Consider the following 14,448-nt stretch of genomic DNA (forward strand, 5'->3'; position numbering starts at 1 on the left):
ACCCTATTCCCGCCGCGCCACACACGGAGCCCCGGGCGCCAGTCTTGACGCCGGTCATGCGGCTGACCCAGGCGGCAGGCAGTTGAAATTCGAACAGGCCGAACATGGATGCGGCCAACACCACGAAAAGAACCGCGACCGCTCCGATGGCGTAGGACGATTGCAGCACCATCTGAAGATTCTGCCCGGACCAGGCCGCAACGATGCCGAGCATTCCGAATGCCAGCGCCATGGCCATTACATAGGCCGAGGAAAGCACAAATCCCCGCTGCGGCGTCAGCGCTTCGCCTTCGCGCACCAGCGTCGCGCTCAGGATCGGATACATGGGCAGGACACAAGGCGTGAAGGCGAGCAGCAGGCCGAAAGCGAGAAAGCTTGCGACTGCCCAGAGCGCACCGCCACTTGCCAGCAGCGAGCCGACCATTCCACCGCCGAGCGAGTCGCCGGCGAGGTGGAAATCACCGCTTCTCGTCTTTTTTGCCGGCTCCTCCTGCGTTGGCGCGACCCTGAAGCCGACGACTGCCTTCGAAACCTGCAGGCTCCGTGGGTCGAGCGTTACAGTGAGCGGCGGATAGCAGATCGAGTCCTTCTTGCATCCTTGATAGATGATCGCGATCTGGTCCGAGGTTCCGGATTTGAACCGCGCCGTAGCCTGCGAATAGTAAACCTCGGACGCACCGAAATTCGCGTCATTGGACTCGACGACAGCAGGAGGGGTCTGAAGTGAGATGTCCAGGCCGGTGGCGGTGTCTCGCGCCTGGATGTGATCGCGGTAGAGGTAATACCCGTCCGCGATCTTCCAGCGCAGCACGATCTCCTCGCCCTGTCCGCGTTCCACGGAGAAGCGAAAAGCGTCCTCAGCTTTCAGCACGTCAGCCTGTTGCGCGGAAGCGGCGGCGGGCAGGAGAATGAAAAGCAGGCTCGCAAAGAGCCGGAAGGCTATCACAAGAGGCATGAATATCGCTCAAAGTTGGAGCATGAACCCAAACCGAAGGCCGGCATCAGTAAAAGTTGCAGACTATTCGGGTGAGATCATGCGGCAAAAACGAAAACTCTGATCACTGGCCCGGTTCTGGAGCTCGGGCGTCGGCGACGACTTGCCGGAACCCTGCCTCATCAAGCGCAGAGGCGATCAGAAACCGCCCGATCAGGAAAACCGGCGTTCCTTGCAGGCCAAGGGACTCGGCCTGCGCGTTGTTGCGCTTGAGCAAGGCCGTGATTTCCTCATTCATGTCGCGCGCATCGGTCTCGAGCCGGGTCATGTCTATATCGGTGGCTTCCAGTGCCTGCCGCCAGCAATTCTAAATGGCTTTTGCTTGTCGTCGAATTTGGCTTTCGCGGTTGGGGGATTTCTGATTCACCGTGGTGATGGTGGTTCTCGATGAGTTTTTCGATTTCCTGCCCGGCGTTTGCGCAACCTTTCCGGACAAGCGGAAGGGCGGCGATGTGATTTATTCGATGGCCGACATCGGCATGGCCGGGTTTGCGCTCTTCTTCATGCAGTCGGAGTCCTTTCTGGCCCATCAGCGCTCACTGGAGGCGCGGCTCAAGACCTCCAATTGCCAGGGCTTGTTCGGGATGAGGAAAATCCCGACCGACAATCATATCCGTTCGATGCTCGATCCAGTCCCGCCGCATCTGCTGCAGCCCGTTTTCGACCATGTGATGTCGGCCTTGCGTTCCCGCGGCGCCTGACGGCCTTCGAGCGGCTCGATGGCCGTACATTGATCGCATTCGACGGAACCGAATATTTCTGCTGGCAGAAGCTCGGCTGCCCGCAATGCCAGACCCGCAAGCGCGCCGGCGGCAAGACGGACTATTATCATTCCATGCTGGCGGCGACGGTCGTCGCCCCCGGCCATGCCATGGCGCTGCCGCTGATGCCGGAGTTCATCGTCCGGCAGGACGGGGCCGAAAAGCAGGACTGCGAGCGCGGCGCCGTCAAGCGCTGGCTCGCCGCCCATGCCGAACGCGTGCGCGACCTGCGCCCTATCTATCTGGGCGACGATCTCTTCGCCTGCCAGCCGGTCTGCCAGGCGGCGCTGGCCAGCGGCGGCGATTTCCTGTTCACCGCAAAACCGGCCTCGCACAAGGCGCTTTACGACTTCATGCAGGGCGCTGATATCGAAGCGTTTTCGCACACCCGCAAGGAAGGCGCCAAAAGGCTGACCTGGCATTATCGCTGGTTCTCAAACGTGCCGCTGCGTGAGGAAAAGCCCGCGCTCGACGTCAACTGGCTTGCCCTGACCATTTGCGACGCCAAGGGCAAGACCCTCTATAACGGGACCTTCGTCACCTCACTGCCATTGACCCGCCAGAACATCGCCGACATCGCCGCCTGCGCCTGCGCCAGGGCAAGATGGAAGATCGAGAACGAGGGCTTCAATGTCCTCAAGAACAACGGTTATCACCTGGAACATAATTTCGGCCACGGCAAACAGAACCTCGCCATGCTGTTCGCCGCTATGAACCTGCTCGCCTTCGCCATGCATACGGCCTGTGATCTCATCGAGCCCCTCTGGATCAAGGCCCGCCACGCAAAGCGCGCGCGAAAGCGCTTCTTCGAGCATATCCGCACCATCACCGAATATCTGGTCTTCCCGGATTGGAACACCTTGATGTCAACACTCATAACCTCAAAGCCACCGCCCGAAATCTACAAACAAAGCGCTATGTGACAACGGGCAGCAGCCAGATTTAGAATTGCTGGCCTGCCGCATTTTCTGTTGCGGAACCTTACCGCCGGGGATATCCATCAGGGCGCGATGGGCCATTTCGTACCGGCCCTGGTATTGTGCCGCGAGAGCGAGCTTGGCGCCGTAGACGGACGCCTCGGTCAGAATCGGCCAGTCCTTGTAGACATGCCTGATCTGGCCGTCAGACTTCATCACCGCGTCCAGTGGCGCCACGGTTCGCTTGCAGTATGGGCAATTGTAATCGAAGAATGAGACGATCGTCAGATTGCCTAACGGGTTGCCCCCGACCGGTGCCTGCGGATCGTTGAGGATCATTTCGAGCGATGTGTCATTGGCGGCTCGGGCCTGTGCCGTTACTCCTGTAGAGGCAATGGCCGCCAGACCTGCCAGCAAGGTTCGTCTGCTTACCGTAAAGGCAGGCGTAAACTCGTCGCCTGCTGGCGACGAGTTTATATGGCGTTGAACGTCCATCGTGGAACTCCAGGCTATTGTCATTGCCGAAGTCGAACCGTGCCCAGCTTAAGGCAGGCTTAACGGTTCGTTCGGTCGCCCGGAAAGTGCAGGGCCCCACGAGACAAGCATCTTAGCTGCCTGTGTAATTCTCGGTATCGATGATCGTGGCATAAGCGAAGCCAAGCGCCGACATCAGGGCGGCATGTACCGAAGCTGCCGGCACCGTCACGCCGCCGAATTCCAAATCGCGTGTCGCGCAGGCATCGTGTACTACCGTGGTCTTGTAGCCATAGTCACTGGCCGCACGGGTCGTCGCGTCAATGCACATATGACTCATCGCGCCGATGACAGTGACCTCCTCGATCCCGGACGCATCGAGGACTTCCTTCAGATTGGTCTTCAAGAAAGGGTTGGGTAAATTCTTGATGACGACCGTTTCACCGTCGCGCGGGGCGACGGCTGAATTGATCTCAGCGCCCTCGGAATCGGGGGTGAAGAAGGGCGCATCCTGGCTCGGGGAGATATGCTGGACATGGATGACGCGATCTCCCTTCTTGCGGGCTGCTTCGATTACCTTGGCAGCATTGGCCGCGGCCTTTTCCATGCCGGCCAACTCATACTTACCGTTCGGGAAATAGTCGTTCTGGATGTCGATCACGACGACAGCGCGCTTGCTCATGGGCTCACCTTCTTTTGCTGTTACTGCGGTTTAAAGCATGTCTCCCAAAAGTGGGAACCGGTTTTGGGCAAAGACATGCTTAAAGACAAAGACCTAAAGCGCGTTGCATGGGTGCGATTAAACGCAACGCGCTTTAGTGACTGGACAGTAGGTCACGGCCTGATCTATGCGCCATTGGCGATATCGACATATTAAGGGGTAATAGGGACAAATGGCGGATCGGCAGCACACGGAAGTCGGCATTTTACTCTATCCCGGCGCGCAAACTTCCGCCGTTCTGGCCATGACCGATCTCTTCACCGTGTCGAACCGGTTTCAGGCTCCGGTCGCTGCCGGGGCAACGCCGATTGCGGTCAGCCATTGGCACATCGAGCGGATGGGCTGCGCACCGGAGCGCGTGCATGCAACGGACGTTTGCACAGGTTCCGATCCCGATGTACTCATCCTGCCGCCCAGCTTGGATCAGCCAGCGACCGCGGACATCACAGTGCTTTATGTCGAGTGGCTGCGCGCGAGATATGCGGCGGGCTGCACCCTGGCTTCGGTCTGCACTGGCGCGTTCCTGCTTGGCGAAACCGGGCTCCTCGACGGCCGTCCCGCGACAACGCACTGGATATTAGAGGACCAGTTTCGCTCAAGGTTCCCGAAAGTTCTGGTCGATGTGGGCAGGCTGCTGATCGATAGCGGTCAGATTCTATCCGCTGGCGGTCTCATGTCCTGGACGGATCTGTGCTTGCGGCTGGTTGAGCGGCTGCGCGGTGCGGAGGTCATGACGCAGACTGCGCGATTCTTGCTGGTTGATCCGCCGGGACGCGAACAGCGCTATTACAGCCTATTCTCGCCGAGCATGCACCACGGCGATGCGGCGGTCCGGGAAGTGCAGCGCTGGCTTCAAGGGACGGCAGCGAAGGACATCTCGCTGGGAGCGCTGGCGGCCAAGGCCGGACTGGAACGCCGCACTTTGTTGCGCCGGTTTCGCAAGGCTACAGGCATGACGACATCGGAATATGGTCAGCGGATACGTGCCAGCAGAGCCTGCGAGCTTTTACAGTTCAGCGCCAAATCGGTGGAACAGATCGCCTGGGAGACCGGCTATGGCGACCCCGGGGCGTTCCGCAAGATATTTGCCCGGTTCGTCGGCCTGACTCCCAGTGAATATCGGCGGCGTTTCGCCGTAACATCCCGAGGGGAGCGTCATTTCGCCGAGAATTAGCCTTTCGCTCTTAAGCTGGGCTTAAGCTGAGCCATGTGCGCTGAGGGGATTCCGACCCAGAGCACAAGGCCCCACGAACATTGAGCAAACACCATATATCCTCCATCCCCAGGCGTACTTTCCTCCTCGGCGCCAGCGCCTTGACGCTGTCAGGCTGCGTGTCGGCCACGCAACCCGCCCCAATCGCATTGACACCCAAGCCCGTTCGTCCGGTCAGGCCACCGATGTATGCCGCGATGCCCGATGAACAGTTCCCGATCCCGGCGGTCGACGTCTCCCAGGTCGATGAAAAATGGTGGCGCACCGAGGTGGATTATCCCACCGGCGAAAAGGTCGGCACGGTGATCGTCGATACGCCCAATCGCTACCTCTATCACATCAGGCCGAACGGCAGGGCCGTGCGGTATGGCGTCGGCGTGGGCCGCGACGGTTTCGCATGGGCCGGCCGGGGACACATCGCGTACAAGCGTAAATGGCCTCGCTGGAATCCTCCCGACGAGATGGTGGGCCGCCAGCCCAAGCTGGAACCATACAGCATCGCCAATGGCGGAATGCCCCCCGGGCTCAACAACCCGCTCGGGTCCCGCGCACTCAATATTCATGAAGGGAACCGCGATACGACTCACGAAATTTCGATGCTGTTCTATCTCGCCGGGTTCCTGCTCGGAGCCGGGTGGGGACTGACCTTTACGATCGGTCCGATTATGCTGTCGGGGCTGGTGACCGATGTCAATCGGGCGGTATTGTTCAGCGTGTTGTCGGCGTTCAATGCGCTGGGCATGGGCCTTGCTCCGGTTGCCGCGCGCGGGCTGCTCGGGGCCGGGGTGCCGCATCCGGTTATTTTCGCAGGCGCGATGGTGCTGGCGGTCGCAAGTGCTGTGCTTTTTTACGCCGCCGGCCGGAGACTATCCCATATCGCGGCGCCGCAACGCTGGTCCCTGCCGGGTGGAGAAGCCGAAGCCTGGCGCCGCATCGCTCGCTCGCCGGCCAAATATCCATTAATCATGGTTTTTCTTGGAGCCTGTGTTTTCAGCTCAATGGTCAATTTCCAGACGACGTTCGCCGCTTCCAAGGAGTTGAACTATTCGATTTTTTACATCTCATATACCGCCGCGGTCATTGGCGCTCGTTTCCTGGTGAGCGGGTTCGTCAACCGGAAAGAGCCGATGAAGACCACCATCGTCCTGCTCATGTTAATGTGCGTGTCGCTGGTCATGTTCGCGGTGATGTCTGCAAGTCCCGTACCTTATGCCGCGAGTTCCATGCTTCTCGGTCTCAGCTACGGCTTGGTCTACCCACTCATCCAAGCCCAGGCAGTGAGCGCTTCCGAAGAAAGCCTGCGTTCCCGTACGCTTGTCTATTTCTCGCTATGCTATTTCATCGGCGTGTTCGGTTTCCCCTTGCTCGGGGGGGGCGTATTATCGTCGAAGGCGGATATCAAGCGCTGCTATACGCCTTGCTGATCATGGGAATCCTGGAACTGCTGGTGGCGGTGTGGCGCTATCTGGCGGCACAGCGAGCCGTCATTCCGTCAGGCAATTCGGCCTAAAGCGCGTTGCGTTTAATCGCACCCCACCGTACACGACTCATTGAGTTTTGAGGCTTTTCGGGCATGTTTTGTTCCATGCGTTGATAGCGTTATGTGGTGAGAAGGTAATCCACGTCCTGAGCGTGAATGGAGCGTAGCGGAATTCGCCTCGGCATTACCTTACGCCGCTACCGGATGGTGGATATTGACGGCTCGGTCGAGGTGCGGGCTGGCGAGATAAGCCGAAACGGCACGACGACCCGCCAAAAACACTTTTCATTTCGCGTGGCTGGATTTAACACGGGCGGGTGCTGGACAAGTCGGAGCTATCGGACGCGATGAACTATCCGCAGGCTGAAATCAGGCGGCTCTTCGACACGGTCACCTGGGAACGGGGAGCCGCCTATGCGCGGGAGGGTCGGGTTCTGTCAGCCAGTTGGGGGGATGGGAGTCAGATCGTCAAGGCAACCGTGCGGGGCAGCGGGCGCAACACTTATGGGCAGACGATTCATGTAGCCTATGATAGCAATGGCGCCATCCGCGCCGTTGCCGGGCATTGTTCATGTCCGATTGGATATAATTGCAAGCATGTGGCGGCGGTTTGCTATTCGCGGGCATCCGGCAAAGCGGGGCGGGCGCCGCCTTCCGTCCGGATGAACCGTGAGGCAGTCAAAAATCCGGCATCCGCGCCTGCCACGCTTCCTGCCCGGCTTGCCTCCTGGCTCGGCGACTTGCAGGCCGCACAATCCCAAATGCCCGACGATCCAGACATCTGGCCCGCCACGGTGCGTGACCGGCTGCTTTATCTCTTGAATGTCGATGGCAATGGACGATTGACCATAGAGACCATGAAGAGCACAGTCCTCAAGAACGGGAACCTCAGCGCCACGGCAAGGCGATATGACGTCTCGCGGATCGACCGCCAGAATTCCCCGAAATTCATCCGGCTGCGAGATTTGAAAATCATCAGCCGCCTCAAGATGCTCGGCTTTGCCCAGCCTTATTATTATTACGGCCAACAGCCCGAACCCGTGCCCGGCGAAATTTACGCGCTTCTCGAAATGATCGCCGAAACCGGCCTTGGACGCTGGCGCGACCCGGCGGGACCGGCTCTACATGCCGGCGAAACCCGCGAGGGCGTATTCCAGTGGCAGACGCTGAAACAGGGCGCGCAGCAGTTGATGCTGACGGACAAGGATGGACGCCGGCTGCATCCCCTTCCGCTCGATCCCCCGGCTTTCGTCGACCCGCAAACGGGGGAAATAGGGCTGCTCACGCTCGATGCGCCGGCTCGCATGGTGCCGCTGCTTCTGAACGCGCCGGTCATTCCCGCCGAACATGCCTCGCAGATCATGCGAACATTGCTGGAAATGCCGCAGGTTCCGATACCAGTTCCGCAACGCATCGACACGGAAACCCGGCAGGCCCGCGCGCCCCTACCGGTATTGCGGCTTTCCCTGACAAAAGCGACCCGGCATGGTCAGTACAGCTGGATGCGCGAGCCTGTGCAACTTCCAACGCTTCGCCTCTCCTTCGATTATGACGGGCGAGTCTTCGGCGACGGGCCTGGCGGGCAGGAGCGGTTTCTGGAAAACGGAAAAGCCGTCACATTGCTGCGCGACAGACAGGCAGAAGAGCAGGCATTCGATCGGCTGCAGGAAGCTGGTGCCCTGTTTGCCGCCGACATTATTGAAACACCGGACCGGAACGCCGGCAAAACCGCGCTCTATTTTTCTACCGCCGATGAATTGACCACCGAACTTTTCGGCTCTTCCGGCTTTGATGACGCCGTTCTCGAGTTCATGACGGACACCCTGCCGGAATTGCGCAAGGATGGCTGGCGGATCGAGATCGCCGAGGACTGGCCCTATAAATTATATGACGGCCCGATGGAAATCCGGGGCGCGGCCGTACCCCGGGGTGGAGATGGCCGCAGCGATTATTTTTCGATGGGCGTCCATCTTGAGGCCGGGGGCGAAGAACTGGACCTAGTGCCAATGATCCGGCAATTGCTCGATGAGCTGGCGTTTCTCGACCGCGACGCTCCCGATTGGGACGACATCGTCGAAGGCATTCTGGCGCAAATGACGCTTTACCCGCGATTGAAGGACGGGCGCCTCATTCCGCTGGAAGCAGCCTCCCTTTTGCCGCTGTTGCGGGTATTTCTTTCCGCCATCGGCCTCATGGACGGGTTCCACAAGGCGGAAGCGGGCCGCGCCTTTGAGATAGCGGAAGCGTTGGAAGGCTGTGGCATTCCCTTTGAAGCCGGGCCGGAACTCCATGCCCTCGGGCACAAGCTGCGGGCGCTGGCCGCAAACCCGCAAACGGAACCGCCGTCGATGTTCCGGGCGACATTGCGCCCTTACCAGAAGACGGGCTTCGGCTGGCTCAAGGCGCTGGGCGAAACCGGTTTTGGCGGCATTCTGGCCGACGACATGGGGCTTGGGAAAACCGTCCAGACGCTGGCGTTTCTGGCGGAACGGCATCTCGGAGACAATTCCTCGAAGCAACCCAGCCTGCTCCTCGTACCGACCAGCCTCGTCCATACATGGAGACGCCAGGCGGAACAGTTCGTGCCTGAGCTGAAGGTTCTGATCCTGCACGGACCGGAACGGCAAAAGGAGTTCGGCGCCATCGCGGCCCATCATGTCGTCGTCACCTCCTATCCCCTGCTCAACCGCGACCACGATGTCCTTACCGCCACCCAATGGGATGTGGTCGTTCTCGATGAAGCGCAGACCGTCAAGAACCCGGCCGCTTCTATCGCCAAAAGGATCAGGGAGCTCAAATCGGCAATGCGCCTGGCCCTGACCGGGACGCCGATGGAAAACTCGCTTCTCGACCTGTGGGCGCTTTACGACTGGCTGATACCGGGCCTGCTGGGCGACCGCAAAACATTCCGCTCGCGCTTTCTCGTGCCGGTCGAAACCCATGGCGATGCCCATGCGCAAGCCGAACTCAATGCCCGCTTAAGGCCGTTCATGCTGCGGCGGACCAAGGAGCAGGTGGCGCTCGACCTGCCCGAGAAGACCGAAATCACCGAACTTGTGGAACTCGGAGACCGGCAGGCGGCACTTTATGAATCGATCCGCCTTGCTATGGACGAAAGGGTGCGCAAGGCAATAGCCGAGCGCGGGGTGGCGGGGAGCCAGATCACCATTCTCGATGCCCTCCTGAAACTGCGCCAGGTCTGCTGCGATCCGCAGCTTCTGAAGCATGATGCAGCCAAATCGGTCACCGGAAGCGCCAAGCGGTCGCGACTGCTGGAACTGCTTGCCACGCTCATTGCCGAAGGCCGGCGCGTCCTGGTTTTTTCGCAATTCGTGGAAATGCTGCGGCTGATCGAAGAGGATGTCAAAGCGCAGGGCTGGTCCTATGCCTGGCTGACCGGCGACACCGTCAACCGTGACGAGGTCGTCTCCGGCTTCCAGTCAGGCGATGCGCCCGTTTTCCTGATCAGCCTCAAGGCGGGCGGGGTCGGGTTGACGCTGACGGCAGCCGATACGGTCATCCTCTACGATCCCTGGTGGAACCCCGCGGTCGAGCGCCAAGCGATGGATCGCGTCCACCGCATCGGGCAAAACCGGAACGTCTTCGTTTACCGGCTCATCACGGAAGGGTCGGTTGAAGAGGCGATCTCGCGACTTCAACAAAAGAAGCAGGCGCTTGCGGATGCGCTTTTCGAGGGCGGTGAACACGGCCCTCTGGCGCTCGAAGCCGATGATATCGCCGCTCTTTTCCAGCCGCTGGGCACGGCGGAAGCGTGACCTAGGCCGGGCCGCCAAAGCGGCGAGTTGTTGCGATGTCGCACTGATTTGCGAAGGAACTACCAGCCGAGGCCGTCGGAGATTTTCTTCGCTGCTTCTTTCAGCAGAAGAACATAGCGCTGGACATCGTTGTCGCTGGTTCGAAACGCCGGGGCGGCGATGTTGACGGAGGCGATCACCGAACCATCGAAGGCCAATACCGGTACGGCGACCGATACAAGCTGCTCACTCACCTCGCCTCGGCTGACGCAGTACCCAGCCTCGCGGATGCGCTGCAACTCGGCCTTCAGCTTCGCCCTGTCGGCAATCGTCCTTGCGGTGAATTTCTTGATCTCGGTGGGAATGAGCTGATCCTGGACCGGGGCGCCAGGAAGGCGAGCAGCACCTTTTAGGAGCCTGCATAAAAGGGAGATCGCCCCTAGGCATTTCTCCGCCTGCCATCTCAATTCCTGAATTTCCAGAGCGCATCCAGGGAGACAAATCATGCCCGCCATTGCCGTGACGTCGCTCATCGCAGCGATTGTCGAAGAAAATGAAAGCCGCTTCATAGATATCCGCAGACGGCTCCACGAATATCCCGAATCGCTTTCGAGGAGGTGCGAACGGCGGCGCTCGTTGCGCAAACGCTCGGCAATCTTGGCATCGAGCACCAGACGGGCGTCGGACGCACCGGAATCGTCGGGCATATCAGGGGAAGAAAAGCGGCCCCCATGCTGCTCATCCGCGCCGACATGGACGCGCTGCCGATGCAGGAGCAGACCGGGCTTCCCTAATGCCAGCAAGATACCCGATTGCATGCATGCCTGCGGCCATGATCTGCAGACGGCCACGGTGCTGGCGGTGGGCGCCGTGCTGAAACGGCTTGAAGACCGTTCCCTCGCAAATCCGCCGCAAGCCGATTCCTGATTACCAGCCGGACGAACGCTCGATCGCTTTCGGCACGCTGGCCCTGGCGAGAACAGCGTTCGATCTTCTGGCTTAAGCGTGATAGGTCCGGACATGCTATTCCGAGGACTAGGCGCGCGTCACGGACGTCTTCCCACCATCCATATGAGATATGGCGCGCCGATCATCGCGGCGAAGAGGCCGAGCGGCAGTTCATAAGGAAACGTTGCCGTGCGCGCGCCGAAATCCGCGAAAGCCATCAGCAGGTATCCGAGCGCGAACGATCCCGCCAGATGATCCCGCGCCGTGGTGAAGCCCGCCCGCGCGGCGATGTGCGGCGCGATCAGGCCGACGAAGCTGAGCGGGCCGACCAGGAGCGAGGCTGCCCCTGTCGCCAGCCCACAAACGGCCAGCATGACGATGCGGCTTGACCGGACGGGAAGCCCGACGCCTTGCGCCATGGAAGGCCCAAGCGGCAGGATGGTCAGCCAGCGCCCGAAAGTCAGGGCAATTGTGAGCGTGACGGCCGCAAGAATTGCGAGAAAGATGGCGGTACCCGGTGTGGCGGTGGAAGCTGAGCCGCCGATCCAGGCGAGGATTTGCCACGCCCGCTGGTCGCCCGCCGCCATCAGAGCCGAGAGCACGGACGAACTGAACGAGCCGACCGCTATGCCCGATAGCAGCAGTTTTTCCGGCGGCAGGCGACGGCGACTGGCGAAGGCGAGCACCATCGACATGGCAGCTAGGCCCCCAAGCGCCGCCCCGGCCACCAGATGCACCGGACTTGCCACGGCGAAAAAGCTGAGCGCGGCGGCAAAGCCCAGCCCCGCCCCACCGCTGACGCCGATCACCTCCGGGCTCGCCATGGCATTGCCGGTGAGGCGCTGGAGGGTCGCGCCGGTCAGTGCCAGCAGTCCCCCAGCCCCCGCGGCGGCGAGCAGGCGCGGCCACCGCAGCGGAGCGATATCGGCGGCGGAGCGGAGGTCGAGCACGGCCCAGCCGCTTCCGGTGCGCGCCGTGAAGAAGGCGAGGAACACGATAAGAGGCAGGAAGGCCAGCAGCACCAACATGCCCTTCCTCAACGCAATGCGCTTGCTGTCCGCCTGCCGCTCTTCCCGTAGCTCGGCGGCGCGGACCTTCGGGAGCAGCCATAGCAAAAGCGGGCCGCCGAGCAGCGCCGTGACCGCGCCCGTCGGAAAGGTTTCGCTGGAAGCGTTCGCGAGCAACTGCACCGCGCCGTCACAGAACCAGAGGAACAGGCCGCCCGCCAGTGGGGAGAGGCCGATCACCGCCGCCGGCCGCCGCACGCCGCAGCCGCGCACGAAGGCCGGGGCGGCAAGGCCGACAAAGCTGACGAGGCCGACATTCGCCGCCACGAAGCCCGCCAGCACCGTGGCGATCCCGGCAACCGCGAACCGCACGCCCTTCAGCCTGACGCCGAGAGACCGCGCGCCGGCATCGCCCAACCCCAGGAGCAGCAAGGGCCGCAGCAGCAAGGCGGCAAACGCCCCGCAAAAGATGAGGGGGACGAGCAGCGCCCTGGCGACCGACCAGTCCTGCTGGCTCAGCGATCCGCCGTTCCAGACCACCAGCGACATCAGATATTCGCCCCGCCCCAATGTCAGCGCAGCCGAGAATGCAGCCGCCGTCACCCCGACGAGAAGGCCGCAGACGACCATCGTCACCGGCTCGAACGCCCTGCGCCAGCCGAGCGCGAAAACCAGCGCCGCCGCAATGGCCGCGCCAGACAACGCGACGATGCTGCGATGCCCGTCGAGGAATTCGGGGAAATAGAGCGTGGCCGCAACGATGGCCAGTTGCGCCCCTGCGGATATGCCGAGCGTAGACGGGTCGGCAATCGGGTTGCGCAGCAATTGCTGCAGCAGCGCCCCGGAAAGCCCAAGCGCCGCGCCCGCAAGGAACGCCACCGCCGCCCGCGGAAACAGGCCATGAACGAGGATGATGGCTTCCATATCGAGCGGCGCAGAGCCGGATAGGAGGTGCAGCCACGCAGAAATGGGCGCGCGTAGGGAGGCTTCGTGGACGAAGAGGAAGGCGGCGGCGAGAAATGCTGTCGCGAGAAGCGCCGGGGCTTTGTTGAATTTCATTCGCCTAAAGGTGCTGGCTGGATGGCACCCCCCTCCGCCCTGCCGGGCATCTCCCCCTCAAAGGGGGAGATTGGCTGATAAAACCCTCCGCATACATTCTGCAACGTATGCGATTGATGTTCCACATTGATGAAAGCGTAATCTCCCCCCTTGAGGGGGAGATGTCCGGCAGGACAGAGGGGGGTGGTTGGCGCTGCCGTCTCCAGTCGAACATGAAACGCCCTACGCATCATCCCCGCCTCTCGGCCAGCAGCGCATCCTGCAACAGGCGCGCAAAGCGCATTCCGGCGATGACGCCGCCATAGGGGTTGATGTTGCCGAGGAACAGAACCCTTCCCTGCCGCACGGGTTCGAGCGCGTTCCAGATCATGCTGTTTCGCAAGCCGCTGCGCGCTTCCACCGGGATCTCCGAGATGACGACGATCCGCGCATCCTTCTCAGCCGCCAGCCTCTCGATCGGCACCGGCGCGGCGAAGGTGAAACGGGAGCGGTCGTTCCAGGCATTGGGCAGGCCAAGCCGCGCCAGCACATCTCCGAACATGCTGTCTGCGCCGAAGATACGGACATGGCGGGCATCGCCGATATTAACGAGATAGGTTGGCCGGTCGGCAAAACGCGCGAGCGCCTCTTTCCCGTGCTCCAGTCGAAGCGCGATATCCGCCAGCAATTGGCTCCCCCGGTCCTGTCGCCCCAGCTTCTCGCCGAGTGCGGTGACAGCGGCAAGCGCCTTGCCAAAAGGAGGCTCGCCGCGAATGTAGAATGGCAAGGACATGATAGGAGCGATCCGCTCCAGCACCTGTTGATGGCGGGTATAGAACGGCGAGATCAATATGAGATCGGGCTTCAGCAAATGCAGAAGCTCGAAATTGGGCGAGCCGCGAAGCCCGAGATCCACCACCGTCTCCGGTATGGCCGGTTCCACCGCACCTTCACGGAACTGGATGAGCTCCGTTGCCGCAATCGGCATCGCCCCGAGCGCCACCGATGTCTCCAGCATCGCCCAGTCGATTGCGGCGATCCGGGGCATATTTTGCGCCACGGCTCCGCCCGATGCGAACAGAGCCGCCGCGCCGAGAAGCATCTCCCGGCGGCTGACCAGGTCTTTGGCGCGCATGACAG

Annotated in this window: 12 protein-coding genes and 1 pseudogene; 6 read left to right on the top strand and 7 right to left on the bottom strand. The window is 61.4% G+C overall.

What is annotated here, in order from left to right; all coding sequences use genetic code 11:
- Positions 1-4: 4 nt before the first annotated feature.
- Positions 5-955, bottom strand: a pseudogene (locus IEX53_RS06175) (cytochrome c biogenesis protein CcdA); the annotation flags it as partial.
- Between the two features lie 103 nt (positions 956-1,058).
- Positions 1,059-1,262 (bottom strand): thioredoxin domain-containing protein, encoded by a 204-nt coding sequence (locus IEX53_RS06180; RefSeq protein WP_188822527.1) that lies wholly within the window; start codon positions 1,260-1,262, stop codon positions 1,059-1,061.
- A gap of 100 nt (positions 1,263-1,362) precedes the next feature.
- On the opposite strand from IEX53_RS06180, the gene IEX53_RS06185 reads away from it, so the two are divergent.
- Together IEX53_RS06185 and IEX53_RS06190 are read left to right on the top strand one after the other, a co-directional pair.
- The gene (locus tag IEX53_RS06185) at positions 1,363-1,695 is read left to right on the top strand and encodes a hypothetical protein (RefSeq protein WP_188822529.1); all 333 of its coding nucleotides are present in this window, start codon (positions 1,363-1,365) and stop codon (positions 1,693-1,695) included.
- A gap of 29 nt (positions 1,696-1,724) precedes the next feature.
- Entirely contained in the window at positions 1,725-2,678 is a 954-nt protein-coding gene (locus tag IEX53_RS06190; protein WP_188822531.1) for an ISNCY family transposase, read from the top strand.
- On the opposite strand, the gene IEX53_RS06195 is transcribed toward IEX53_RS06190, so the two are convergent.
- A complete protein-coding gene (locus IEX53_RS06195) occupies positions 2,637-3,167 on the bottom strand; it encodes a thioredoxin domain-containing protein (RefSeq protein ID WP_188822533.1) in 531 nt (176 codons plus the stop codon). The two genes, IEX53_RS06190 and IEX53_RS06195, sit on opposite strands and share 42 nt — an antisense overlap.
- A gap of 112 nt (positions 3,168-3,279) precedes the next feature.
- Positions 3,280-3,828 (bottom strand): cysteine hydrolase family protein, encoded by a 549-nt coding sequence (locus IEX53_RS06200; protein WP_188822535.1) that lies wholly within the window; start codon positions 3,826-3,828, stop codon positions 3,280-3,282.
- Between the two features lie 211 nt (positions 3,829-4,039).
- On the opposite strand from IEX53_RS06200, the gene IEX53_RS06205 reads away from it, so the two are divergent.
- The 3 genes from IEX53_RS06205 (at position 4,040) to IEX53_RS06215 (ending at position 10,336) form a co-directional block, all read left to right on the top strand.
- Complete coding sequence (locus IEX53_RS06205; RefSeq protein WP_188822537.1) at positions 4,040-5,041, top strand: GlxA family transcriptional regulator; 1,002 nt, start codon at positions 4,040-4,042, stop codon at positions 5,039-5,041.
- A 236-nt stretch (positions 5,042-5,277) separates the two neighbouring features.
- Complete coding sequence (locus IEX53_RS06210; protein ID WP_188822539.1) at positions 5,278-6,504, top strand: MFS transporter; 1,227 nt, start codon at positions 5,278-5,280, stop codon at positions 6,502-6,504.
- A gap of 403 nt (positions 6,505-6,907) precedes the next feature.
- A complete protein-coding gene (locus tag IEX53_RS06215; protein ID WP_188822541.1) occupies positions 6,908-10,336 on the top strand; it encodes a DEAD/DEAH box helicase in 3,429 nt (1,142 codons plus the stop codon).
- A gap of 59 nt (positions 10,337-10,395) precedes the next feature.
- On the opposite strand, the gene IEX53_RS06220 is transcribed toward IEX53_RS06215, so the two are convergent.
- Positions 10,396-10,884, bottom strand: a complete 489-nt coding sequence (locus tag IEX53_RS06220; RefSeq protein WP_236016062.1) for an IclR family transcriptional regulator domain-containing protein — start codon at positions 10,882-10,884, stop codon at positions 10,396-10,398.
- Positions 10,885-10,932: 48 nt separating this feature from the next.
- Between IEX53_RS06220 and IEX53_RS23805 the strand changes: the two genes are divergently transcribed.
- Positions 10,933-11,109: a hypothetical protein gene (locus tag IEX53_RS23805; protein ID WP_236016063.1), complete on the top strand. Its 177-nt coding sequence runs from the start codon at positions 10,933-10,935 to the stop codon at positions 11,107-11,109.
- Between the two features lie 252 nt (positions 11,110-11,361).
- On the opposite strand, the gene fhuB is transcribed toward IEX53_RS23805, so the two are convergent.
- Both fhuB and IEX53_RS06235 read right to left on the bottom strand, forming a co-directional pair.
- Complete coding sequence (gene fhuB / locus IEX53_RS06230; protein WP_188822543.1) at positions 11,362-13,329, bottom strand: Fe(3+)-hydroxamate ABC transporter permease FhuB; 1,968 nt, start codon at positions 13,327-13,329, stop codon at positions 11,362-11,364.
- A 229-nt stretch (positions 13,330-13,558) separates the two neighbouring features.
- Positions 13,559-14,443: an ABC transporter substrate-binding protein gene (locus IEX53_RS06235; protein ID WP_188822544.1), complete on the bottom strand. Its 885-nt coding sequence runs from the start codon at positions 14,441-14,443 to the stop codon at positions 13,559-13,561.
- Between the last annotated feature and the right edge of the window lie 5 nt (positions 14,444-14,448).

The sequence above is a fragment of the Paramesorhizobium endophyticum genome (assembly GCF_014640615.1).
GTDB lineage: Bacteria > Pseudomonadota > Alphaproteobacteria > Rhizobiales > Rhizobiaceae > Paramesorhizobium > Paramesorhizobium endophyticum.

What these genes read in the sequence shown, in the direction of transcription:
- IEX53_RS06200 (WP_188822535.1), bottom strand. Translation starts at nt 3,828, where the DNA reads ATGAGCAAGCGCGCTGTCGTCGTGATCGACATCCAGAACGACTATTTC.
- IEX53_RS06220 (WP_236016062.1), bottom strand. Translation starts at nt 10,884, where the DNA reads ATGAAGCGGCTTTCATTTTCTTCGACAATCGCTGCGATGAGCGACGTC.
- IEX53_RS06215 (WP_188822541.1), top strand. Translation starts at nt 6,908, where the DNA reads ATGAACTATCCGCAGGCTGAAATCAGGCGGCTCTTCGACACGGTCACC.
- IEX53_RS06180 (WP_188822527.1), bottom strand. Translation starts at nt 1,262, where the DNA reads ATGACCCGGCTCGAGACCGATGCGCGCGACATGAATGAGGAAATCACG.
- IEX53_RS06195 (WP_188822533.1), bottom strand. Translation starts at nt 3,167, where the DNA reads ATGGACGTTCAACGCCATATAAACTCGTCGCCAGCAGGCGACGAGTTT.
- IEX53_RS06210 (WP_188822539.1), top strand. Translation starts at nt 5,278, where the DNA reads ATGCCCGATGAACAGTTCCCGATCCCGGCGGTCGACGTCTCCCAGGTC.
- IEX53_RS06235 (WP_188822544.1), bottom strand. Translation starts at nt 14,443, where the DNA reads ATGCGCGCCAAAGACCTGGTCAGCCGCCGGGAGATGCTTCTCGGCGCG.
- IEX53_RS06205 (WP_188822537.1), top strand. Translation starts at nt 4,040, where the DNA reads ATGGCGGATCGGCAGCACACGGAAGTCGGCATTTTACTCTATCCCGGC.
- fhuB (WP_188822543.1), bottom strand. Translation starts at nt 13,329, where the DNA reads ATGAAATTCAACAAAGCCCCGGCGCTTCTCGCGACAGCATTTCTCGCC.